19 protein-coding genes are annotated in these 23,949 nt (G+C 44.3%); 8 read left to right on the top strand and 11 right to left on the bottom strand.

The window, feature by feature from the left end; translation table 11 throughout:
- Positions 1 to 128 precede the first annotated feature (128 nt).
- Positions 129 to 2,219, top strand: coding sequence for a TonB-dependent siderophore receptor (locus L1077_RS19075; protein ID WP_237138516.1), 2,091 nt, complete (start codon positions 129 to 131; stop codon positions 2,217 to 2,219).
- A 201-nt stretch (positions 2,220 to 2,420) separates the two neighbouring features.
- Here L1077_RS19075 and dhbA read toward each other — a convergent pair whose 3' ends face one another.
- The 5 genes from dhbA to L1077_RS19050 are packed head-to-tail and all read right to left on the bottom strand — an operon-like array spanning position 2,421 to position 8,218.
- The gene (dhbA, locus tag L1077_RS19070) at positions 2,421 to 3,185 is read right to left on the bottom strand and encodes a 2,3-dihydro-2,3-dihydroxybenzoate dehydrogenase (protein ID WP_237138515.1); all 765 of its coding nucleotides are present in this window, start codon (positions 3,183 to 3,185) and stop codon (positions 2,421 to 2,423) included.
- A complete protein-coding gene (locus tag L1077_RS19065; RefSeq protein WP_237138514.1) occupies positions 3,186 to 4,508 on the bottom strand; it encodes a condensation domain-containing protein in 1,323 nt (440 codons plus the stop codon).
- On the bottom strand, positions 4,508 to 5,374 hold the full coding sequence (locus tag L1077_RS19060) for an isochorismatase family protein (RefSeq protein ID WP_063361586.1): 867 nt from the start codon (positions 5,372 to 5,374) through the stop codon (positions 4,508 to 4,510). The genes L1077_RS19065 and L1077_RS19060 overlap by 1 nt, the downstream gene beginning before the upstream one ends.
- A gap of 11 nt (positions 5,375 to 5,385) precedes the next feature.
- Entirely contained in the window at positions 5,386 to 6,984 is a 1,599-nt protein-coding gene (locus tag L1077_RS19055) for a (2,3-dihydroxybenzoyl)adenylate synthase (protein ID WP_237138513.1), read from the bottom strand.
- 4 nt (positions 6,985 to 6,988) lie between these two features.
- Complete coding sequence (locus L1077_RS19050; RefSeq protein ID WP_237138512.1) at positions 6,989 to 8,218, bottom strand: isochorismate synthase; 1,230 nt, start codon at positions 8,216 to 8,218, stop codon at positions 6,989 to 6,991.
- Between the two features lie 304 nt (positions 8,219 to 8,522).
- On the opposite strand from L1077_RS19050, the gene L1077_RS19045 reads away from it, so the two are divergent.
- Positions 8,523 to 10,148 carry a cyclic peptide export ABC transporter gene (locus L1077_RS19045; protein ID WP_237138511.1) on the top strand — a complete coding sequence of 542 codons (1,626 nt, stop codon included), beginning with the start codon at positions 8,523 to 8,525 and terminating at the stop codon, positions 10,146 to 10,148.
- Between the two features lie 59 nt (positions 10,149 to 10,207).
- Here the strand turns inward: L1077_RS19045 and L1077_RS19040 are convergent, their stop codons facing one another.
- The 5 genes from L1077_RS19040 to L1077_RS19020 all read right to left on the bottom strand — a co-directional run bounded on the left by L1077_RS19040 (position 10,208) and on the right by L1077_RS19020 (position 14,619).
- The gene (locus L1077_RS19040) at positions 10,208 to 10,891 is read right to left on the bottom strand and encodes a 4'-phosphopantetheinyl transferase family protein (protein WP_237138510.1); all 684 of its coding nucleotides are present in this window, start codon (positions 10,889 to 10,891) and stop codon (positions 10,208 to 10,210) included.
- Between the two features lie 88 nt (positions 10,892 to 10,979).
- Positions 10,980 to 11,375 (bottom strand): hypothetical protein, encoded by a 396-nt coding sequence (locus tag L1077_RS19035; RefSeq protein WP_237138509.1) that lies wholly within the window; start codon positions 11,373 to 11,375, stop codon positions 10,980 to 10,982.
- Positions 11,375 to 13,024, bottom strand: a complete 1,650-nt coding sequence (locus tag L1077_RS19030; protein WP_237138508.1) for a S41 family peptidase — start codon at positions 13,022 to 13,024, stop codon at positions 11,375 to 11,377. The genes L1077_RS19035 and L1077_RS19030 overlap by 1 nt, the downstream gene beginning before the upstream one ends.
- A gap of 189 nt (positions 13,025 to 13,213) precedes the next feature.
- Positions 13,214 to 13,846 carry an endonuclease gene (locus tag L1077_RS19025; protein WP_237138507.1) on the bottom strand — a complete coding sequence of 211 codons (633 nt, stop codon included), beginning with the start codon at positions 13,844 to 13,846 and terminating at the stop codon, positions 13,214 to 13,216.
- Positions 13,847 to 13,911: 65 nt separating this feature from the next.
- Entirely contained in the window at positions 13,912 to 14,619 is a 708-nt protein-coding gene (locus L1077_RS19020) for a hypothetical protein (RefSeq protein ID WP_237138506.1), read from the bottom strand.
- A gap of 181 nt (positions 14,620 to 14,800) precedes the next feature.
- On the opposite strand from L1077_RS19020, the gene L1077_RS19015 reads away from it, so the two are divergent.
- Complete coding sequence (locus tag L1077_RS19015) at positions 14,801 to 15,181, top strand: hypothetical protein (protein WP_063361578.1); 381 nt, start codon at positions 14,801 to 14,803, stop codon at positions 15,179 to 15,181.
- A 443-nt stretch (positions 15,182 to 15,624) separates the two neighbouring features.
- Complete coding sequence (locus L1077_RS19010) at positions 15,625 to 16,797, top strand: DUF3103 family protein (protein WP_237138505.1); 1,173 nt, start codon at positions 15,625 to 15,627, stop codon at positions 16,795 to 16,797.
- A gap of 150 nt (positions 16,798 to 16,947) precedes the next feature.
- Here L1077_RS19010 and L1077_RS19005 read toward each other — a convergent pair whose 3' ends face one another.
- Complete coding sequence (locus tag L1077_RS19005; protein WP_237138504.1) at positions 16,948 to 18,579, bottom strand: HNH endonuclease signature motif containing protein; 1,632 nt, start codon at positions 18,577 to 18,579, stop codon at positions 16,948 to 16,950.
- Between the two features lie 269 nt (positions 18,580 to 18,848).
- On the opposite strand from L1077_RS19005, the gene L1077_RS19000 reads away from it, so the two are divergent.
- The 4 genes from L1077_RS19000 (at position 18,849) to L1077_RS18985 (ending at position 23,912) form a co-directional block, all read left to right on the top strand.
- The gene (locus L1077_RS19000; protein ID WP_237138503.1) at positions 18,849 to 20,669 is read left to right on the top strand and encodes an assimilatory sulfite reductase (NADPH) flavoprotein subunit; all 1,821 of its coding nucleotides are present in this window, start codon (positions 18,849 to 18,851) and stop codon (positions 20,667 to 20,669) included.
- A 51-nt stretch (positions 20,670 to 20,720) separates the two neighbouring features.
- Complete coding sequence (cysI, locus tag L1077_RS18995; RefSeq protein ID WP_237138502.1) at positions 20,721 to 22,445, top strand: assimilatory sulfite reductase (NADPH) hemoprotein subunit; 1,725 nt, start codon at positions 20,721 to 20,723, stop codon at positions 22,443 to 22,445.
- A 38-nt stretch (positions 22,446 to 22,483) separates the two neighbouring features.
- Positions 22,484 to 23,224, top strand: coding sequence for a phosphoadenylyl-sulfate reductase (locus L1077_RS18990; protein WP_237138501.1), 741 nt, complete (start codon positions 22,484 to 22,486; stop codon positions 23,222 to 23,224).
- 178 nt (positions 23,225 to 23,402) lie between these two features.
- On the top strand, positions 23,403 to 23,912 hold the full coding sequence (locus tag L1077_RS18985; RefSeq protein WP_237138500.1) for a DUF4124 domain-containing protein: 510 nt from the start codon (positions 23,403 to 23,405) through the stop codon (positions 23,910 to 23,912).
- The last annotated feature ends 37 nt before the right edge of the window (positions 23,913 to 23,949 follow it).

Raw genomic sequence — 23,949 nt, 5'->3', positions numbered from 1 at the left:
TATTGTTTAAACCTTATTTTTGTCAGAATAAATGACACAAACTCGCTAAATTTTTTTTGTATGGCTTCGTCTGCCCATGAGTAAATCAGCATTTTTATCTCGACTAGGATAAGGGAGTCAAACGGCGTATGAAGCAATATTCTATGATTGCAAAAGCGGTGTGTATTGGGCTACTAGCAAGTAGTTCTTCAGTAGTATTAGCAGACGATGCTAAATTAGATATGGAACGAATTGAGGTGGTTGGCAAACACCACCGCGATGTAGGGGCAACTGGACTGCCACTTGCAATCGGCGATACGCCGCAGTCAATCTCTGTGATTGACCGTGAGTTCATGGACTTCCATGATATTAACTCAATCGGTGATGCCCTCACTCACAGCGCTGGTGTGTACTCTGAAACGTCACTAGACAGCCGTGAGCGTTTTGTCTTCGCACGTGGTTTTGAAATGAACCGTTTCTTAATCGATGGTATGGGTACCGCAGCACGTGCTAACCAAGCAACGATGTTAGACACGAGTGTCTTTGAGACGGTGGAAGTTATCCGTGGCTCAACAGGTATGCTACAAGAAATTGGTCAGCCCTCAGGTACTGTGAACTTAGTGCAAAAGCGTGCATACAATGGCACCGGTGGATATGTTACGGCAGAGTATGGCTCGTGGAACAAGATGCGCGCCGAAGCAGATTTCAATACCACATTGACTGATAGCGGTTCAGTGCGTGCGCGTGCGGTTGTTGCATTAGAAGATATGGATTCTTTTGTTGAACGCTACAATGCCGACCGTAAGACATTTTATACAACGCTAAGTGCTGATATCACAGATGCATTACAGGTGTCTGTTTTTGCGAGTTATCAAGATGACGGCCAGACTGCTAAGTCCGATGGTTTGCCACTACAATTTGCTAATGGTGACCCGATTGAGATTGGTATTGAAGCCAACATTTATCCTGATTGGGGTACTCAAGACTCGACGCAAGATAGTTTGATGGGTGAGCTGCGCTATCAGATCAATAGTGACTGGTCTGTCGTGGCTAAGCTATATCAATCAACAACTGAAGAAAATAAAGTTTATACTGCTTTAGATTGGCATCCAGCACCAAACGGTGACTATGCCGTATTTACTGATGTCAAAGATGCTGATTATGAATCTGACCGTGCAGAGCTTGGCATCAATGGCCAGTTTGATTTATTTGGTCAAACGCACACATTGAATGTAACTGTCGCGGATACAAACTTTGAAGAGTTGAACTATCAATATAATCCGCTTTCACGAGTTGCTGGTAATTTAGCGGCTGAGCACAGAAATGAGTCGCCAGAGCCCAAGCCTGCAAAGCCGGATTACAACTATGATAACCCAATACTACGTACTTCTGATATCGGTTCGCAAAGCGCACGTGCGGCGTTGAATTTACAGGTATTAGATAATGTTAACGTATTGCTGGGTGCGAATCGTAAAGAGGTTACATCATATAGTAATATCGTAGGTACTATCACCGATAAAGAGTTTTCTGATACCAGCCTTTACTATGGTGGTGTGTACAAGGTAAATGAGCAAGTAACTGTTTATGCGAGTTATACAGACATTTTTGACCAACCTTTACATTACGACAAAGCAGGTAAGTTATTAGATCCAGTCAGAGGTGAAAACCAAGAAGTTGGCTTTAGATTTGCTAACAGTGAAAACACCCTAAGTGTAGATGTTGCCTATTTCGACATTACTCAAGAAAACTTCCCGGTTGTAGCGGGTAAAGATGCAAATCAAAACGTTTACTACGTTGGTCAAAGCGGCATCAAGTCAGAAGGTTACGAAGTTGAAGTATCTGGTTACTTCACTGATCAATGGTTTGCGTCACTGTCGTTCTCTGATACGGATGTGAGCAATCCAAATGAAAATGAAGGTCGTGTTTCGCGTGTTGTACCAGAGAAAATGGCAAGCTTCAGCACCTTTTATGAATTTGATTCGCTAAGAGTTGGTGGCTATGTTAACTATGCCGGTGAGCGCGAAGGCTTTACAGGTTTTGGCCCAATTTACGATTACGTACCAGTTGATTCAAACGTCTTAGCAGGCTTCTCAGCATATTATGAGTTCAATGAATCATTGAGTGCAAAATTCAATATTCATAACCTATTTGACAAAGAGTACGATGCGAAAATTGCCTTTATTTCGGTTCGCCCGGGCGACCCTCGCAACTTCTCTGCGCAAGTAACTTATACATTCTAATACGCGATACGAAGTGCCTATGGGCACTTTGCAGTGTATATTCGCAGCACAAAGCCTCACTCATGTGGGGCTTTTTTGTGGGTAATGGTTACAGAGTGCGATGGTAATGAGCGTGCAGTGTGAACCTAAGTTAGAGCTACGTGATGAGAAAGGCTGAGAAAAAAGCCACCCGCTAAGGATAGGTGGCTTTGGTGTGTGTGGTCAAAAAGTGGCGCCACCATCAATGGTGAGTATTTGCATTGTGGTGTGCGAAGATAACTTGGAGGCGATGAACACCGCGCTATTGGCAATTTCTTCAGGGGTCGCGATTTTTTGCAGTGGAATACCGAGCTTATATTGCTCAGCAAAGCCCTCTATTACGCGTTGTGCGCCCTGATCATCTTGCCACATGCCTGTTTGCATGGGAGTCAATGTTGAGCCAGGTGCGATGACATTGCAGCGTACGCCGCAGTTTGCCAGCTCAATGCCCGCGGTAAGCGTCAGTTGCGTGGCGGCTGCTTTTGATGCGCAGTAAGCTCCCATGTGTTGTCTGGGCGTATTCGCAGCGTTGGAGCCAATGGTCACAATACTGCCTTGATGCGTGTGTTTAAAATGCTGAGTGCATTGCTGAATAAACACAAACAGGCTGGTTGCATTGACGTTCTGACAGTGTTGCCACTGGGTGAGGCTGAGCTCATCAAGTCCGCCCATTTCAAGCACACCAGCAACATACACAAGGTTATAGGGAGCTAACCCATGTTGGATGAGTTCATCCAAAGTTTGAGTAAGCTGCTCAGGCTTAGACAGGTCACAGTGAACTTGCTTATACAGCATGCTGGTATCGCTAAATTGGCGGTCAAAGCCAATGACTTTGGCACCTAGTGCGGCAAACTGCTTGGCGACAGCCAAACCAATACCTTGTCCAACGCCCGTGACCCAAACAATCTGCTGGTTGTACTCTGAAGTGAGTGCATGTTGAAAATCCATCTATGAGACCTCTAAGTTACACTGACTAAGTTGTTCGCATAGGGATTTAAGTGACAGTTTTGGTTGAGTCGCCCACAGGTGTGCAGCATTAAATATGCGAGCTTGAATGCTTTTGACTGCGTCGCTGTCGTAACGCGCAACATTACTGTCAAAATCTACCGTTGCAGGCGTATCGCCCAGTAAATGGATCTGCAACATGATATCGTCCGTGGTCCCTGCACTTAGTATGTGGCTGCACGTTTCTATGCCAGAATATTTAGGGGCGCTGGCAAATGGCAATAAATTAATCGTGGGGCCAATAATATTTAAAGATTTACCCTGCTTTTGTCGATCTCGCTTGAGCGATTCAACACGGTAGCTCTGTACTTTTTTTAATGCTTTAATTTGCTGGTTGATGTGCTGTGCCACAGTCGTTAAATTATCTTCACCATTAAGCGCCAATGGCAGAGGCAAGACGTTGCTTTGCACACATGGACTGCTTAGCTCGCTAATAGCTTGGCGGTTCATCATCACTAATCCCAGCGTAACGTGATTTTGCTGATGCTGCTCAACCAAGGTCGCCGCGATGGCTGCAAGCAGTATTTCACTACTGGTTGTGTTGGTCACCTGTGCCGCAGATTGGATGGTATGCCAGACAGATTGTGAGAACGTGCTTGTCAGACGATGATTCGGCTCAGAGACATCCGTTTTTTCTGTGCTATAAGAGTAGACATTGTCTGCGTTGTCCAGCCATTGATTGAGGGTCTCTCGCGCCTGCTGTTGCTGCGTTTTATACGCTTCACTTTGCTGTAATTCGAGCAGTGTTTGTTGCCCAGTGAAGCGCAGGTTTGGCAGTGGTTTGCCTTTACTCAGTGCATTGTAGCAACGGTTTAGTGACTGTGAGAATAACCCAAAGCCATAGCCATCTAACAGCAGATGATGTGCCACGATCAGCAAGTAATCTTGCTGTGGACCGCGCAGCAAAAATAACTTCATCAATGCTTCTTGGCTAAGGTCAAACGGCTCAGCCAGATGCGGCTTGGCAAACTGCTGAGCAAAAGAGAGCACATCCTCTGGATCTTGTGCAATATCTTGGCAGAGGATCGTGGGTATTGTGTTGTCATGGTGAAGCTGAGGCGTATAACTGGCATCGCTGACAAAGCGACAAGCAAGCATATCGCTTGCTTGCCAAACATGTTGCAATGCGTGTTGTAGCCAACTTGCCGAGATCTTCCCTTTAAACTCTAAGCACTCGGCAACATTAAAAAGCTCCCCCCGGCCACTGATGGTATGCAGCAACCACATGGCATGCTGCGAGTCAGTAAGTGGAAGAGGATACGTCATTAGTCTTCCTTGCGTTCTTCAAGTAGTTCAACCCAAGCGGCTAGAGTTGGGATCTGTGCCAGCTCAATAAAGTTGGTCTCAATACCTTGCTGTTGCCACAACGAGATGAGATTCATCACCTGTACGGAATCTAAGCCATAGTCGATCAGACTTTCATGTTCGTCAAACTCATCTTCTTCGCAGTCAATCAGCGTTAAAATATGGGCTTTCAATCCCTCTAGCGAAGTCAGATCTTGAGTCTGAGTACCTAAGATTTCTGACATGGATACCACTTTACCGCAGCGCTTGGCGACAAAGTTCAGCGCCATCATGTGCTCTTCTTTAGTGAAGTCCGCGATGGCATCGGCCACCAAGAATGGCTCAATATCGCGCATAAAGGCATCTACAGCGGTCGTCATAACGCCAATGTGGCCGTAGATCCCGACAATGAGTAACTGATCGCGTTGCTTGTCACGTAATTGCTGTTCAAAATCACATTTTTGGAATGCACTGTAACGCCACTTGGTGAGCACCACATCTTTGTCGGTGGGTGCTAGGGCATCAACGATAGGTTGCTGTGCTGGGTCTTGTAAGCCCGCGCCCCACATGTCAGATAATAAACCGCGTTCATGTTTGCCTTGCTTGATTGGCTGAGCGGTATAGTACACAGGAATATCATGCTCGTAGCAGTGTGCTTTAAGTGCTTGAATATTCTGGATCATGGTGTCGATCAATGGATTGTCATCGCCATAAAAGCCAACAAAATAGTGTTGTACATCATGGATCAATAAAGCTGCGCGATTGGGATCTATGTCCCAATCCACTCGATTTTCAGGTAATTCTGCATCGCGTGGTAACGGGTAGTGATTTAACTTTGGAATGCTCATGGTTTTCTCTGTTATTCGAATGTGGCGCGCAAGGCTTTTTTATCGACTTTGCCTACGGCGGTTAACGGTAGTTGGGTTACGAACTTAAATTTATCGGGTACTTTGTAATCGGCAATGCCGAGTTGGCGCAGATATTTGCGCAGAATAAGCGTCGTCAATTTGATGTCTTGATCTGCTACCACAAAAGCGCAGCTCTTTTCACCTAGCGTGTCATCTGGCATGGATACAATGGCCACTTGCTGAATATTTTGATGGCCAAGTAAGTGATTTTCGACTTCTTCCGCTGCGATTTTTTCGCCGCCTCGGTTGATTTGATCTTTATCTCTCCCTTCGACAATTAAATGACCTGAGGGCAGCTGTTTGACAATATCGCCTGAGCTGTAGAAGCCATCATTGTCAAAGGCAGAGGCATTATGCGTGGGTGACTTGTAATACCCTCTAAATGTGTAAGGGCCCCGTGTCATGAGACGCCCAGACTCACCTGGAGGGACGCTGTTGCCATGCTCGTCGACAATTTTTATTTCATCATGCTCACTGATCGGACGCCCTTGTGTGGTTAAGATCAGTTCGGGATCGTCATCATAACGGGTGTAATTTACGAGCCCTTCAGCCATACCAAATACTTGCTGCAGCTGACAGCCTAAAATGGGGGTGACTTGCTCCGCTACACTGCGGCTGAGTTTGGCGCCGCCAACTTGGATCACTTTTAAACTACTCAGGTCATGTTGGCTGGCTGATGCGTGCTGTAACCATAATTGCAGGGCAGGTGGCACGAGCGCAGTGTGCGTGATGGCATAGTGCTCAATTAGGCTAAAGCACAAAGCTGGGCTTGGATCGCTGGCTAATATCACCGTGCCGCCAGCAATAAACACACCTAACGCCCCCGGTGAGCTCAGTGGAAAGTTATGTGGTGCAGGTAGGGCGCACAAATAGCGTGTCTCTGCATCTAGCTTGCAGATCTCTTTACTGGCAACCACAGAATATAGATAGTCATTGTGGGTGCGCGGGATCAGTTTGGGTGTGCCTGTGCTGCCACCAGATAGCTGGAAAAATGCAACGTCTTCAGGGTTGAGCTCAGGGGCTTCGAAAGCATGCTTATGCAAATAACCCTGCTTAAGTTCACTGTTGCCTTTACTGTGATCTGTGATGATCTTATTTAAACAAGCAAAGCGATTAAATAATTCATGCGTGAACTGCTCATCACCAAATAAAGCATGTGCAGAGGAGACGATCATGGCTTTGGGCTGCAAGATCTCACAGTAACTTTGTAACTCTGTGCGCTGATGGTTGAACAGAGCGCATACTGGGGCAACGGCCAGTTTGATCAAAGCAAAGTACGTGATGTAGAACTCTATGCAGTTCGGCAGTTGCACGACAGCAGTATCACCTTTTTGCAAACCCTGCTGCGCGAGGTAGCCAGCAAGATTATCACTGTAAGCATTTAACTCGCTGTAACTAAGCTGACGCTGGCCATCCGCCACGGCAATGCCTTGGCTATTATTCTCAAGCTGATCAGATAAAATACTGGTCAGCGGTTTATCTTGCCAATAACCTTTGGCTCGGTACTGTTGAGCCAGCTCAGCTGGCCACGGAGTATATTCAATACGCATAATATTACTTGTTAAACTGAGTATAAGCTTGCTGAACAGACAATGCGTTCAGCATGGTTTTGAGTTTCGCTTCTGTCTCTAGCCATTCAGAGCTAGGATCAGAGGCGGCGACAATGCCAGCACCTGCGAATAATTTGGCAACATGTGCTTTGAGCTCTCCACATCGGATCACCACCACCCACTCACCATTACCGTGCTGATCGCACCAACCTATGATCCCAGAAAAGAGGTCTCGACCATGACCTTCAAGATCTAAGATATGCTGATAAGCAGGTTTAGTGGGCTTGCCACACAGCGCGGGAGTTGGGTGCAATTGATTGGCAAGATCTAAAATATGGGTGTTGGGATCTTTTAAATGGCCTGTGATCACCGTCGATAAATGCCACATGGTGGCGGTGTGCAGCAATGAGGGCTCTGCTGGGATCGATAAGTTGTCGCACACAGGCTCCAATAATTGACGCATGTCATCAATCACGACGGCGTGCTCGTATCTGTCTTTTTTAGAATTAAATAACGCTGAGCGACGCTGTGCTTCGACTTTGCTGCACGGATCTCTTGGGATAGATCCCGCTAACGGGTTACTGGTTACCGTTTCATCTTGTTTTCTCAGCAGTAGTTCAGGGCTGACGCCCATCAGCACAGAGTCATGTTCCGTTGGAAATGCAAAGTGATAACCTGACTGGCTTTGTGTCAGTAATTGATTTAACACATGTTTGCCATTGATAGGGTGTTCGAAGCCGAGCTCAACCTGTTTGCTGAGTACGATTTTTTCAAGTAGGCCTTTGTCAAACAGGTGCTTTGCTTCTGATACGGTTTGCTCAAAGTGTGCCCTGTCTTGCAGGTACCGGATCTCGGTAAGCTTATTTTCTGGGTGATTACTATCAGCAGTTTGGGTATTTAACCACTGACTGAATACGCTTTTATCCCATTTGGCAATTTGCTTGGGAATGATGAACTGTGCTGTTTGATATTTGCAAAAAGGTAGCACGCCAAAGGCAATCACGTTCTCGCTGTCGTCTTGGTGTGCTTGTAATTGTGCTTTTAGCTCATTGACTAAATAGTCTGTGTTGGCGATGGGGAGATTAAAACGATGTTTAATGCCATGGCCAAGCAAACAGCTTTCACCGGAAACAAATAGACAATCTTGATCTAGGTGGAACTCACCCAAAGACTGAGCCTGCGCTAAGTTAGATATTTCGCCTGCATGCATAATTAAACCTTTTTGCGTTGTCATTAAACTGCTGACGATAAAGCGGTCAGCCGTGAATGTGTGTTAAAGACGTGTCAATCACAAAAAGATTTAGTGCTCTGATGCATCGGGACCTGTGCCTGTCATTTTGGCAAGGTGTATTGAAAATAAATTTTCTATAAAAAGTGATTTATTATCATTGGGATAAGATTGAGGTGTTGGCTAAATCAGCGCGCTGTTTTTTGCAGATGATAGGAGGAAATATAAATCTACTCTTTGCTGTGAATTTTTGCGCTGGCTTCTCGTCCTGTATCTAGTCCTAATCTTGAATTAACAAAAGAGAAGTAACGTGCTTGCTAATCTAATTCGCGCCACTTGGTGGCGATTTATGGCAACAGCCATTACCAGTACTTTGTTTGGCTTAGCCAGTGTTGCCTTAGTTGCGCTGATCAATGAAATCATCAATAGCTCGCCTGATGCGCGCACTGAGCAGTTTACCTACTTTGCTATTTTGGCTGTGGTTGGCGTCGCCTTGCAGCTGTGCTCTAAAATATTTGCAGAGCAACTGACTGAGCAAAGTCAGGCGACTGTACGTAGTCAAGTGGCTGAGCATGTGGTGAATGCCGAATTTAATGATGTTGAGGCACAAGGCGCTGGTAAGATTAAATCCTGCTTAACCGAGCATAGCTTACGTGTGTCAGAGTTTTTCCAACGCCTACCAGGTATTTTGACCAACGCCATGATAGTACTTGGTAGCTTTGCGTATATGGCTTGGTTAGATTGGCGGGTGTTTATTTTTGCAGTACTTACTCTGATCGTGGGTTCAATTGGCTATAGCTTAGCTAACGCGACCGCATTTAAAAAAGTCACCGAAGCTGCAAAAATTCAAGACTCTTTATACGATCAATTTGATTCAATTTACGATGGTGCAAAAGAACTCAAACTACATAAATCCAAGCGTCGTATTTTTGTTGAGCAGGTGATTGGTGACACCATTGCATTGTTGCGTAAACGCCGAGTTCAGGGGGCGACCATCTATCATTATGCGGCCTCTTGGGGCGGCTTTAGTATTTTTGCATTTATTGGTGGCACCTTGTATTTCCTAGCGGGTCAAAGCACGGATGAAACCAAGGTGATGTCGGGATTTGCACTGTTGTTTTTATACATGCTTACGCCTCTTGAAGTGATGTTAGCAGCGATCCCAAAAGCGGCCGCAGCTAAGGCCTCTGCTAATACGATCACTGAAATGAGGGCAAAGTTACGTTTAATCGCTCAGCAATCGTCATCGTCGCTCACTGAATTTAAACAGATAGAACTAAAAGCGCTGAGTCATGGCTATTACCATGAGCAGAGTGACGAAGTATTCGCACTGACACCCATTAACTTAACGTTAAATCGCGGTGAGATCATTTACCTTGTTGGTGGTAATGGCAGTGGTAAGACAACGTTTGCTAAGCTTCTGTGTGGATTATACCCCGCAAAAGAAGGTGACTTGTATGTGGATGGTAATCACGTCAATGCTGCGCAGTTAGATGGCTATCGCCAATTATTTAGTGCTGTATTTAGCGACTTTCACCTCTTTGATAGGCTATTGGACTGTCAGGATAAGGTGCTGCAAGAGAAAGGCAATAAGCTGATTGAAAAGCTGAATTTACATCATAAAGTGGCGATTAAAGACGGTGCATTTACCACCCAAAAGTTATCTCAAGGACAGCGTAAACGTCTTGCTCTGGTGGTGACTTATCTGGAAGACAGACCATTTTATATCTTTGATGAATGGGCTGCTGATCAAGACCCCGTGTTTAAGGATGTTTTTTATAAAGAGTTACTGCCTGAACTGAGTGCAAAGGGGAAGACTGTCTTTGTGATCACTCATGACGATAAATATTTCCACTTGGCAGATAGGCTACTGCGAATGGAAAATGGGTGTTTGACAGAAGCAAAAAGTGGCCTGGCAAATCAATTGGCGATGTAAAAAGGCTTATAGAGTAAATAAAAACGATGCAATTGCATCGTTTTTATTTTTTGAGTCACTTAGCCGAGATGCACACACTCGGTGAGCACCATTTCATCGCTAGTTTGGTAATACACAGTTATTTCAGTGCCTGCAGGTAAAGTTGGATGCAAACTGGTCGTCAATGCAAAGCGTAATTGTTTTGCATCGTGGCCAATGAGCTTGGCAGCATCAAAACCAAAGAACGTCTGCACTACGTTATATAGTGCCTTATAAATACTTTCTTTTGCAGAAAATACCAAAGTCAGTGGTTTTTGATGATCTTGACCCAGCGCAGTAAAAGCTATTGCTTCATCATCCCGTAAAATTTGGCCACGCAGCTCACTTTCTTGTTTATCAGACATCATATGCTCTATGTCGATGCCAAGACCTAACACGTCCACTTTGTCAGTGGCAATGGCCATCGCAATCCCTTTGCTGTGAGTGATTGAACCATTAATCCCTTCAGGCCAAATAGGCGCGCGACTTTCGGCGCTTTCTACCACATAGTGAGGGCGTCCAAGTTGCTGTATTGCGCTGGTGGCACACACACGCCCTGCAAGGTACTCAGCTTTTCGCTTTGCCACAGCACGACCTAATTTACTTGGCAGAGGCTGATTAAAATGCGCAAAGTCAGCGTCTTGATATCGCTCTGGGCTGAATGCTAGGCAGTGATACGTAAAAGGTAATTGAGGTTGAAATGGTGACACGGGCATAATGTGCATATAAGACTCCTTGGCTGAACCGCTTTAGTGTCTCTGATCACCATTGTGGATGCAAGTTAGGTAACTGATGAATCAAACTCAGTTTTTGCTAGTCTTCATTTTCATAGACAATACAACGAGGGTACTGCAGCACAATAAATTGCGTGGTTTTTGGATAGTAAAGCACGCACTGCTGATCGCGAAGTTGTAGTTCAAACGCGCTAATGGGGAGCGCAGATAATTCGGTATAGCTCATACCAGCCGCGTTCTTCACGGCAGATTGCCCATATGTTAACAATAGCTGTGGCGTGCGAGTAAAAACATCAATAGCGAGGGTCGGTGTACTCCCTCCTTTTAGTTTTACAATGGCATCACTAAGCTCCTGCATTACAGAGGGAGTCACCTCTGTAAGCAGCGCTGGCTGTATGTGACTAGTATCATGGCTGTTGCTGCAGGCACTGATAAACAGTGCCGTTACAGTGCTTACGAGCAGTTTTGCGTTCATCACTTATCCATTTTTATGTCTGTATATACAGCACCGTGTTTAAGCGGTTGGAAAGGTAAAGTAAATGGTGCTGCGTCATTCATAGTGTTTGGCACAGTCACTGATTGCGAATAAGATGTGCGACCTTGACGTTCAGGTTCTGGACAGTTGCCTGTTGCGATATGATGTAATGCTCCAGCAAAAAGTCTTTCACTATTGTCGCCCAGCTCTTTACTAAAATCGTCATCGAGGCGACAACCTGGTACTCGAGCATCTAAGCCGATTTCACCAACTATGCTGGTTTGTGGCGTCACTATAAACCCATCCTCATAATCACCAAACCCCTTTGCGTTGGCGGATTTATTTTGAATAGTATAGTAAACTGTGCCGCAGTTTTGCTCAGGGACAAACCCAAATGGCTTACCTCTCGTATCGTCGCCAATTAAGATAACTTCAACATCGATACCACGCAGTGCGTTAATGACACTTTCACTGGCAGACGCAGTGTCACCAGTTGCGAGTATGTAAACACGCTCCATCTGCGGCGATGGAAGTTGGTCGTTATTAAGTCTAAGCGTTGTCCAGTTAACAGACTGTTCGATAAACCCAAGCGGTTCATTTTTGCTACTTTGCTTAATATTATGTGTTTTTATTGAGAAGTTACGGCCATTGGTTTGGCTACCTGCAATCATATAACTAAGTTGCGATGCTTGAATGACAATACCACCACCGTTATAGCGCATATCTAAAATGAGTTCATCAATGTTATTTTGACTAAATTGACGGAAAGCATCGATTAAGCCGCTTTGTGCGCTTGCAGTGAATTGATTGAATTGTACATAACCTACTTGCTTACCTGCGTGCTCAAGTATGTGGGTATTTTTGACCGGCTTTAACTCAAGGTCTTGTGCTGTCATTGTTACCACTTTTTCTTGTCCATTGCGGTCGAGCAAGGTCAGTGTAACGACCTGATTTTGTCTTGGCGTAAAGGCGGTGAGAATTTGGTTATATTGCTCGTTGTCTCTGCCGTTAAAAGTAGCAAAGTCTAGATCTCCAACTTTTAAGAGCCTGTCACCACGCTGTACGCCGGCATTGGCAGCCGGGGTATTGTCATTGACATAAGCCACATAGGCCATGCGAGATTGCGGGATAGTCCAGGCTAATCCAAAGCTAGCAGAAACACCGTCTTGTGATTCTTTTTTATAGTCCTCATAGCTTTCACTGAAATGAAATTGATCTTTATCTTTACCACTGGCCGTTTTTTGGAATGTTTTTAACTGAGCAAAATAAGCGGCAACGGTTGTGAAATCACTTGGGTCATTATCAATGATCTCATCATACCAAAGATAGGTTTCATAGCTAAATGAACGCAGCCACATTTTTTCATGCATCATGGTGCCTGCAACATCAGGATACGGCGTATTCTCAAAGGGATCTGTACCTGTGCGAGGTGCTTCACAGCGATGTGCAAACTGCGAAGATGGTGAAAATTGACCAGCTTGCCAAGTAGGTGAAGTAGTATCAGGCACTGCTGGAGTGGGAGTCACAGGGGGGGTCACAGTATTCGTATTACTTGTATTAGTACCACCAGAGCCGCCGCAACCAGTGAATAAGGTTGATGTGAGTGCCATGCCAAGTGCAAGGTATAATTTGTTATTACTCGTTCTCATATCTGTTCCTAGCTATTTACTGCATTACCCTAAATGATAAGACCTGTATTTATGGATGATGCTTTCAATTGTACGTCCTATATCAATATTAGAGTCAAACTATCAATTGCAGCTATGGATTACAATCTTATTAGTAGATGTTTCCAATTTAAATACATGTACATGAATATTTTAATGTAAGTGATTGCTTTAATGTGCCATTTTGGCCCATGCCTCAAATAATTTCTGTTGTTTATCGCTGATCCTCAAGCCATAGGTTTGCTGCATATAAAAATAGGCGTGTGCAATTTGCTTGCGGGCTGCTGGAGGGGGCTCAATAACACGTTGTTTAAAATTAACCTTCACTGCGCAATCGCCATGTCTAAAGGGCGTATCTGGCAACATACCAAAACGATAGTTACTGCGGTCCCCATTTATTTCTCCAATTGCGGGGGCTAGATTATTGGGGTCGGCCTCCATACGACGAAATAGAGCGTTGACTTTGCGGCAGTTGGCGCGACCTCCCTCCTGCCAACATTGCAGTTGATGACCGAACTCCCATGCTGGCACTATGTGCTCCCATTCAATTCGGGTTGCACGGCTGTTGGGCTTACCATTGCGTGTAATTGGTTTTCTTGGCTGATAACCGCACTCTTGTGTTATTGGGATGAGCTTTTTTCCCTGTCGAGTGATCCCACATCCGCAATATAACGTCTTGGCTGTATCACTGAGCTGCGAAGAGAGATGTTTTTTTGTCTGATAGAAGCTGGTGAAAGTATCTGCCGCCGCTGGATGTGAGTAAAACAGTAAAAACAGCAAGCAACTTATTGGTATAAAGGGCATGTCTCTCACCTTAGGTGAACGTCGAAACTGCCCTTAGATTATCCTATTTTTCTGCTTAATTGTAGTTAGTTAGGTTGACGGCGTCTGCGTCGCCAAGGGGGGGATTGCAATAACAAGATAAACCCTGAAATACAAAACAGTACGCTGGTAGCAGAGAAAGAAATGAGCAGTGGGTTATTAAAGTCATCTCTTTCGTCATAGTCCATGATGTGCAGCATCCAAAAGAAATCAAAAATGCGCCATATTGTACTGCGCACAGTGATCACTTGACCGCTATCACCGTTAAGGTAAATAGTGGTACTGACGCTGTCAGCAAAAACAACTTGCCAAATATTTTTTCGATATTGCACTTCTCTTGGCCCTTCTACCAAAAATGTCGCGTGTGCAATTTGGGCCTCGCCTAGATAATGCGCTTTGGCCTGTTGTTCAATTGCAGTTTGGCTGGGTGCTTGAAACAATGCACCTGTTTTACCATCAAAATAAGCGCTTGTATGACCATTTAATTTGATGATTGGGGTATCTAAAAAGTGTGTGTATTCAATGCTCTTAAGCCCTCCAACTTGTTGTTTTAGGCTGTCTAAGCTTGCGCTGTAATGCAATGCATTGAAAGGGTTGTCTAGTTGTCTATTGGCGAGGTGCTTGCCATGTACCATTTCTAACGGAATGGCACTCATTACAAGTCCACCAAGTAGCCAAGCAAATATTTGCAGAGCCAGTAAATAACCAAGGTATTTGTGTATTTTTCTGGCGGGTTTTAATGCGGTTTTGATCATTGCTCTGTTTTTTAGTCAAAATTGCTGATAGCTTATTGAAATTGGCGTAAAATCCACAGTGACAAATTGTCGCACCCTAAAGTATGACTTATTGTGTACATTGCAAATGTCTATGCTAGCGTGCAGACAGAGTATAAACATAGGGCCTAAGGTCCACTCAAAGCAAGGTAACGCATTCGCAATGTCAGAAATCCAATTTTTAAATGTCGACTTAGAATTAGAATCCAAACATGACATCTCCGCTTTGGTTGCAGATTTGAAGCGCAATGCGGTTGTATTGCACTATGACAAAGATGAGTATCGTGAACTTGCGCGTATTGAAGCCAGTGTTGAAGTGAGTAGCCCAAATAAAGCGATAAATCATTTGTGTGAACTCATTGAGTCATGTTCAAAAGCGGCGCTCAAACAGTGGCTTAGTTGTAAAAAGCGTACATTTGATATTGGATTTGTATCCGGTGAAGCACCAAAATGTTATTCACAAGCCATTGATGTAGATACTTTATTACGGATCTCTGCGATTGGCGCTGGGATTGAAATTACGCTTTATCCTATCGAAAAATAACCTCGCTTTGCTACTGGGCCTCGCAATTCGAGGCCTTTTTCTTATCGTTTGTGACGTCAGTTGTCTACTTATAATCATACTGTTATATATTTTAAATTAAATAAAATCATATTCTTACGTGAATCATATTTAATATTGATGACTTGATCGCGAGTGAATTTTAATGAGACTAATCTCGATGCGGTTAATTATCAACCATAATGAATTATTGCTAAAAAATTTATTATTTCAGGTTTAATAAAATTTAATCTTTATCTATTAAATTCAGGTATATAGTAAAAAATTAAAATTTTACATGTTAATTCATTATTAATTTCTTGATAAATTAAGTGTGCTGTTTTAATGTGGCTATGCGAGTAAACACACTTTAATCGCTGCTTTTGAGTAAACACACTTTAATCGCTGCTTTTGAGCAAACACACGGATTATTTCAAGGAAATGTTATGCATAGGTTACTAAAATTAGCCTCAGTGACTATCGCTATGGCTTTAATGAGTGGAAAAACGCTAGCGCAAGCGATTGATATACAGTCAAGTTTAGAATCTTCGTTGCATTCGGTTGATAAGTTTAATGCTGCTAGTTTTCAGGTCGCCGACATTAAGCGCGTTGTTGCTAAAGCCGTTGCCCGAGATATTATCAGTCACGAGCAGGCTTGGTTAGGACAGCTGAATAGTTTCAATAAACTTAATCTCTCAAAAATGATGCTCTCCAATGAAGTGTCTGCACTTGGGTCAAAGGCCAGTGGCTTAACACGTCAATTGAAAGGCTTACCAAGTAGCGGTTATCAGGTTTATCAAGTTCGTTTAGCCGATCAAGCCATGCTTGAAGCTTGGCAACAAGGTCAGTCACCTCTAGTTGCATTTGCACCTCGCGGTGAAGATACGCAGTGGCTACATATCGAGGCTTTTGACAAATATGGCCAGCTCCATTTACTCGATGCGACACAATTACCACAGCAGCCAATATTGGTGGTTGAGCTTGATAAGCAAATCGTTCACAAGGCGGGGATTGCGGTAATGCGAGAGGTGTTTGCTCAGCACCAAACCCGCCAAGTTGATGATGTTGTGGCACATAGCTCATTACAAGTTGAAACAGCTATTTCTACTTCAGTGATCAACCGGATTCGACTCAATGATGACAAAGAGCCGTGGGTATCTGGTGCGGCAGAAGTCTATGCGATAGTTAATGGCGTCAGCCCAAGCAGAGATGAACCTGTGCTTGATGTTGTTGATTTGCCGTATCTAGATCATGATGGACAAGACTATACGCCGAACCAAATTTTAATTCATTGGGCGCGTTATCGATGGCAAGCGGCTGATGTATTGCTGATGGAACACGACGATAATACCAACTACCAAGAATTGGCAGTGGCTTTTTTAGATGTGGTCACTCAAGCGATGAAATTGATCCCCAACCCCAAAGTGCAGGGCTATGCCATTATTCCTCAGTTAACCAATGAACTGATCAAAGCGATGCCGAGTCATTGGTTTAGCAATGATGATGATTATGTTGATGTGTTTTACACCCTATTTGAAAACCGCAGGTACTCCAATTTAATGGGGGCCAGCAACAATGCCAAAATGACTTTATCTCCCTTAACGATAGAGCCTAGGTAAGTACGCTTTTAAATCGCAGCGGTGGTGGAAGATCGATTCGATTTACAAGTTAGGAACACGGTTACCTTACCTACTTTAACACTCACGTAGACTCTGCGCTGAGTATGTTATGCGGCCTAATGGAATGGGCCGCTTTTTTCTTTTTTATGTTTACCAAATTAGGTCGACAAATTCAGGGTGATCCACATAAGGGTTGCGATTGCCTTGATATTCATAAGCGGCTTGATTACGCGCGCGCTCTATATCATCGACGGGATCTTGCTGATGCCAACGTTTAAGCATATTAATCACCCAAGTTTCATAGACAAGTCCTGACGTACCATTGAGCACATCACTGCCGTAACTTGATTTGTTGTGCCAGTTAGTAATGACATTCTCATAGCGCGTCGCCATATAGAAATAAATTCGCGCAAAGTCACCTTTGAAAGTATCAATGGGCTCAAATACCGTACCGCTATAGCCTATGCCAGATGCGCTCCCGACTTTACTGCCATTAGAAGAGGTGTAGCTGGCATTACCCACTTCACCAAATGGAAAGCTATTACGCTTTGCATTCACAAAGCCATCTGATGCAACAATATGGTGTACGTCTGAGTTCATTGGTTCCACTTTGCCACCAAACCAACTCTTAGGGAAAGAGTGCTCACGGTTATAACAGTCTCCTTCACCACGATAACTACCACACTGATCGCCCACCGCAACAAAATTAATGGCGTCAGAACTTGTTGGCTGCTCAGAATAACGATCAAGTATAGAGTTATCTTTTTCAAAATAGCGGTCGCGTTCATGTTGGTCGATGAAGGACCATAAAGCACCATAGCCTTGGTTGGTGTGGTTTTTAATGATGGCGTGTAGTTCTGATTTGAGGGCAAGGCCAGTTAAGCCTGCGGCGGTCGCGTAATAGCCAGTGGGGTCTTGGCCGTTGCCGCCGTCATTACCTAGGGTAAATTGCTTTTGTTCTTGATTGGTAAATTGCCCACCAGATATCAGGATTTGACCATTATGGAAAAACTCGTAACGGCCATTGCCTTGTGAGCAGCAAATACCATCACCGTAGCTATCTAAAATCGTGAAGGTATAGGTATCATCGGTTAAACACAGGGTCTCTGTGATGGTTTGATTATTACTGTAACCACTGCCGTTTTTTATGACTTGTCCAGCTTTGTTTGCCAGTTGCCAGCTGGTTTCGCTCGCGTAGTTATCTGTTTTGAGTGTAAAGCTTACCGTATTGTGTTGGCAGTTTGCTGGTGGGGGAGGTGGTGGCGGTGTCGTTGCAGTGCCTGTGCTGTAGTTGTCGACATATACGACTTCGCTACCGTCAAACCCACTGACATCGTAAAACCGCAAGCCAACTTCAATGTTTTTTGAAGTACTTGCCTTGTATTGATAGTTTATTTGTTGCCATTGAGCTGTAAGTTGTGGGTTTGAATATCCTCGATAACCATCAACATATAGACGGGCCTTCACTCCCCCTTCGGTGTGATAAACCCAGGTGCTGAAGTCATACGTTTGCCCTGCAACAACGGCAATGCTTTGGCGGAAATCTGTATTGCCTTGTGTTGCAGTATTAACGGTAATAGCGGCCGCTGTTTGTCCAGCTTGAACAGGCGTTGTGACTGGGGAGGTTGTGATCCCAGAATCAATGGTAGACCAATTACTCGGCCTATCGTATTGCCATTGTTCAAAGCTACCATTATTGATTTTCGCTTGGCTTCCTGCACTAAATATTGTAGCTAAAACAGCTAGTTGATAGTGTTTTTGTATTATCCTATTTATTTTCATTTTGTTCTCTTATTGTGTTGGGCTGATAAAACACGGAAGAAGAACTGCACCCCCGTTATTAAAATGTTAATAAAAAACAGATCAAAAAATAAACACTTCTTTTAATCTGTTTTCGTTGGTGTTTTTTTCTTTTCATAACTAAAAGGAATAACAAAGCAGATACTGTTCTTTTTGTTGAGGGATAGGAACAGTATCCTGCATGCTATTAAATGACCTGCACACTAAAGTGCCAGAGCAAGTAAATCGAAATGGGTTACGGGGAATAAACAATGTTGTTAAGTCAACTGAGTGCTGCGGCAAGTCCGCTTTCACAAGAACAACTGCAAAAGTTACAGGGGTTAGTGGCTGAACTAAACCCTATTCAACAAGCTTGGGTGAGTGGTTACTTGGCTGCAAATGCCAATACTGCGGCGCTTGGTGGCGTGCTTGGTCAAGCTGCGGCACCTGCGCAAGATGCTGCGCCATTAACTATCTTATATGGTTCACAAACAGGCAATGCAAAAGGTGTTGCTGCTCAGCTAGAGGCACAGGCTAAATCACGTGGCCTAGATGCTAAGTTAGTGAACATGGCGGATTATAAGCCTGGCAACTTAAAGAAAGAAAAATTCATCGCTATTGCTGTGTCAACGTACGGTGAAGGTGAGCCGCCAGAAGATGCTGAAAATCTACATGAGTTTTTAGTCGGCAAAAAAGCGCCTAAATTAGATGGCGTTAAAATTGCGGTGTTAGGTTTGGGAGATTCAAGTTACGAATTCTTCTGTCAAACGGCCATTGATTTTGAAGAGCGCCTACAAAAGCTAGGTGCTGAAAGTGTCGTTGCGCGTGCTGATTTAGACGTTGACTATGAAGAGCAAGCTGAGGCGTGGATTGCATCAGCACTGGATGCATTTGAGCCAGACCTCAAAGCGCAGCAAGCTGCTGGTGGCGCAACGAATGTTGTGAGTGCCCCGTTTGGTGCACCGCAAGCTGCACATAGCCAGTATACAAAGCAAAACCCATTTACCGCTGAAATTTCATCGGCTGTGAAAATCACCGGTCGTGATTCAACCAAAGATGTGCGTCATATCGAAATTGATCTTGACGGTTCTGACATTAGCTATCTGCCAGGCGATGCATTAGGTGTGTATTTCTTAAATGATGAAGCACTGGTTGATGAGGTACTTAGCACATTAAATATCGACCCACAGAGCGAGGTAAAACTCGGTGATGACACCTTCAGTGTGCGCGATGCACTGATTGAAAAACTTGAACTGACTCAGTCATATCCTGGGTTTGTTGAAAAGTATGCGACGGCCACTGGGAATGAGGAATTGGCTAAGCTAGTCACAGACAAAGCAGCGCTGCGTGAATATTTAGAAGCGCGCCAGATCTTTGATGTTATCAAACAAAACCCAAGCGAGATTGCTGCGCAAACACTGGTTGAGTGTTGTCGCAAACAACAAGCGCGCTTGTACTCTATCGCGTCGAGCCAAGCTGAAGTGGAAGAAGAAGTTCACCTAACGGTTGGCTTAGTCGAATTTGAAGCATTTGGCGAGCAACATTTTGGTGGTTGTTCTGGTTTCTTAGCGCATCGCGTTGAAGAGGGCACGAAAGTTAAGGTTTTCAGTGAGCACAATGATAACTTCCGTTTGCCAAGTGATGATAACACACCTGTGATCATGGTTGGTCCAGGTACAGGTATCGCGCCATTTAGAGCATTTTTACAAGAGCGTGATGCGCGAGAAGCTGAAGGAGACAATTGGTTGTTCTTCGGTAACCCGCACTTTACACAAGATTTCTTATACCAAGTAGAAATTCAAGGGTATGTGAAGTCAGGATTGCTAAGTCGAGTTGATTTAGCATTTAGCCGGGATCAGGCAGAAAAAATTTACGTTCAAGACCGCTTACGTGAAAAGGGCGAAGAAGTTTTTGCTTGGTTAGAAAAAGGAGCACATTTCTATGTGTGTGGCGATGCTACACGTATGGCCAAAGATGTGCATCAGGCGCTGTTAGACATCGTGAAAACCTATGGTGGCAAAGATGATGAACAGGCCGAGCAGTATTTGAAAGAGTTGCGTAGTGCTAACCGTTACCAAAAAGACGTCTACTAATAGACGTCATCACGCACTTTTACCGTCACTGTATAGAATTTAGGAAAAACCATGAGCAATCAAGATTTTAAGCCCAATAGTAAGCACGATCCTGAAGCGAAATTTGCTGACAACGAACGTTTAAAAACAGAAAGTCAGCACTTACGCGGTACCATTGAAACCGATTTAGGCGACCAACTAACTGGTGGCTTTACTAAAGATAACTTTCAGCTGATCCGTTTCCACGGTATGTATCAGCAGGATGACCGTGATATTCGTGCTGAGCGTACCAAGCAGAAGCTAGAGCCGCTGCACAACGTGATGTTACGTGCACGTATGCCTGGCGGTATCATTAAGCCTGAACAGTGGCTTGCCATTGATAAGTTTGCAGAAGAGAAAACGTCTTACGGCAGTATTCGTCTGACAACACGTCAAACATTCCAGTTTCATGGAGTGTTAAAGCCGCATATCAAAGAAATGCACTTAACCTTGCATGATGTGGGTGTCGACTCAATTGCAACTGCAGGTGACGTAAACCGAAATGTATTGTGTACAACGAACCCAGTAGAGTCAGAGCTTCACCAAGAAGCGTATGAGTGGGCAGCGAAGATCTCTGAGCACTTACTGCCAAAAACACGTGCTTATTTAGAGATTTGGTTAAATGGCGAGCGCAAAGATTCAACAGAGCTAGAGCCAATTTTAGGGTCTACTTACTTGCCTCGTAAGTTTAAAACCACGGTCACTATCCCACCGAATAACGAAGTGGATGTGCACGCGAATGACTTGAACTTTGTTGCGATTGCTGAAGAAGGTAAGTTAGTTGGCTTCAACGTACTTGTCGGTGGTGGTCTTGCAATGACGCACGGTGATGTGAACACCTACCCGCGTCGTGCTGATGACTTTGGCTTTATCCCTCTTGAGCATACGCTTGCAGTGGCAGAGCATGTTGTTGGTGTGCAGCGTGACTGGGGTAACCGTGTAAACCGTAAAAACGCAAAAACCAAATATACATTAGATGCATTTGGTATTGATGCGTTTAAAGAGGAAGTGGAGAAGCGCGCGGGCGTTCAGTTTGCTGAGAGTCGTCCATATGAATTTACTCACCGTGGCGATCGCTTCGGTTGGGTTGAAGGCATCGATGGCAAACACCATCTGACGTTATTCTTACAAAGTGGTCGTATTCTAGATTACCCAGGCCAGCCTCTGAAAACAGGTTGTCGCAAAATTGCAGAGATCCACAAAGGTGATTTCCGCATGACTGCAAACCAAAACTTAATCATCGCGGGTGTGGCTGAAGAAGACAAAGCTGAAATTGAAAAAATTGCCCGTGAGCACGGCTTAATTGATGACACGCACACCGAACAGCGTAAGAGCTCAATGGCGTGTGTGGCACTGCCTACTTGTCCACTGGCGATGGCAGAAGCGGAACGTTACTTACCTGAGCTGGTAGAAAAAACAGAAGCGCTATTAGCAAAACACAGCATTCCAAATGATGACATCATCATGCGTGTGGTGGGTTGTCCAAATGGCTGTGGTCGAGCGATGTTGGCGGAAGTGGGCTTTGTTGGTAAAGGTCCAGGTAAATACAATGTTTATCTTGGCGGTAACCGTGAAGGTACGCGTGTTCCTAAGCTGTATCTAGAAAACGTCAGTGAAGATGTTTACCTTCCTGCGCTAGATGAGCTGATAGGTCAGTGGGCTGCTGAGCGTCAAGATCAAGAGTGCTTTGGTGATTTTGTGATCCGCAAAGGTATTGTTGCGGAAGTTAAAGTTTCAAAAACAGATTTCCACGCTTAATAATAAGGGCCCGATAGGGCCCCATAATAGGACAAGCTATGAGCGAATTTAAGCAAATATTAACCCTAGATAAAGCAACACAGCAGTCATTGCTTGCTGATGCGAATGGCATGCTGGCACAAAAAAGTGTCGAAGAGCGTGTTGCTTGGGCGCTTGAGAATCTGCCTGACACCCATATGCTGTCGTCAAGTTTTGGTATTCAAGCGGCGGTGATGCTGCACCTCGTATCACAGCAAAAAAATGATATTCCTGTGGTCTTAACTGACACCGGTTACCTATTCCCAGAAACCTATCAGTTTGTGGATGAATTGACTGAAAGGCTGAAGCTAAACCTCAAAGTTTATCGCAGCGAATATAGTCCAGCTTGGCAAGAAGCTAAATTCGGTAAGCTGTGGGAGCAAGGTGAAGAAGGCATTAAACATTACAATACCTTGAATAAGGTTGAGCCAATGACACGTGCACTGCAAGAGTTGCAAGTCGGTACTTGGTTTAGTGGCCTGCGTCGTCAGCAATCTTCAACGCGCTCTGATAAGCAGATCCTAGAAATTAGTCGAGGTAGTGTAAAAGTTTACCCTATCATTGACTGGCACAACCGAGATGTTTATCAGTACTTAACTAGGCATGACTTACCTTATCACCCGCTTTGGGAGCAAGGGTATGTGTCTATGGGTGATGTGCATACGACACGTAAACTAGAGCCAGGCATGACTGAAGAAGAAACCCGCTTTTTTGGTCTTAACCGTGAATGTGGATTACACATTGATGGTGATGGCATCTAAATGCTTTATGAGCCGCAGCACAGGCTGCGGCTTTTTTATTGGCTTTTCAAAACCACGCAATTCTACCTGTCATTTCCAACTCATTTTCTATTGATAATTTTTTGCCCAATTGTCAAACTGTGCGCAATACCAAGCTATACTTTACAAGTGTGGCCTCAAGTGAAAAAGGAGTGCCGAAATGAAATCCGCAAGTTATATGTTAATTATGATGATGTTAGTTGGACTGGCGTCATTATTTATCATTAAGCGTCCTGACGGTAAGCCCTATCTCAGTATCGATATGATTTTTGGCAAAGCACAGCAAGAAGCAAATGCGTTGTTTGATAAGTCAAAGCGAGAGCTTAATGATGCAGTCAATAGTGCGAAAGGGATGATGGACGGTGAAGCGCCCAAAGCGTCACAGGCGACCATTTATAAATGGCAAGATGCCAAGGGAAACTGGCACTATTCAGATAGAGCAAACCCCCGAGTTAATAGCCAAGTCCATACTTTGGATCCGACAAAAATAACCATTATGGCGGCCGAGAATACCGATATCTTGAAGGAAAAAGCACAGAATACAGACGGTTTAGAGGGTAAAAATGGTATTAATAGCATGAACTCCAGTGAGGTGAAAAAGCTGGTGCAAGATGCGCAAAATGTACAAAAGCTTATGGATCAGCGGGCTAAGCAGCTTGATGATACATAAAATCAAAATGATGATAAAAAAGGCGACATAGATGTCG

It is taken from the genome of Pseudoalteromonas luteoviolacea (genome assembly GCF_021654285.1).
GTDB classification, from domain to species: Bacteria; Pseudomonadota; Gammaproteobacteria; order Enterobacterales; family Alteromonadaceae; genus Pseudoalteromonas; species Pseudoalteromonas luteoviolacea_J.
Note: the sequence above shows the minus strand (reverse complement) of the source record. Positions and strands in the feature narration are given on the sequence as shown.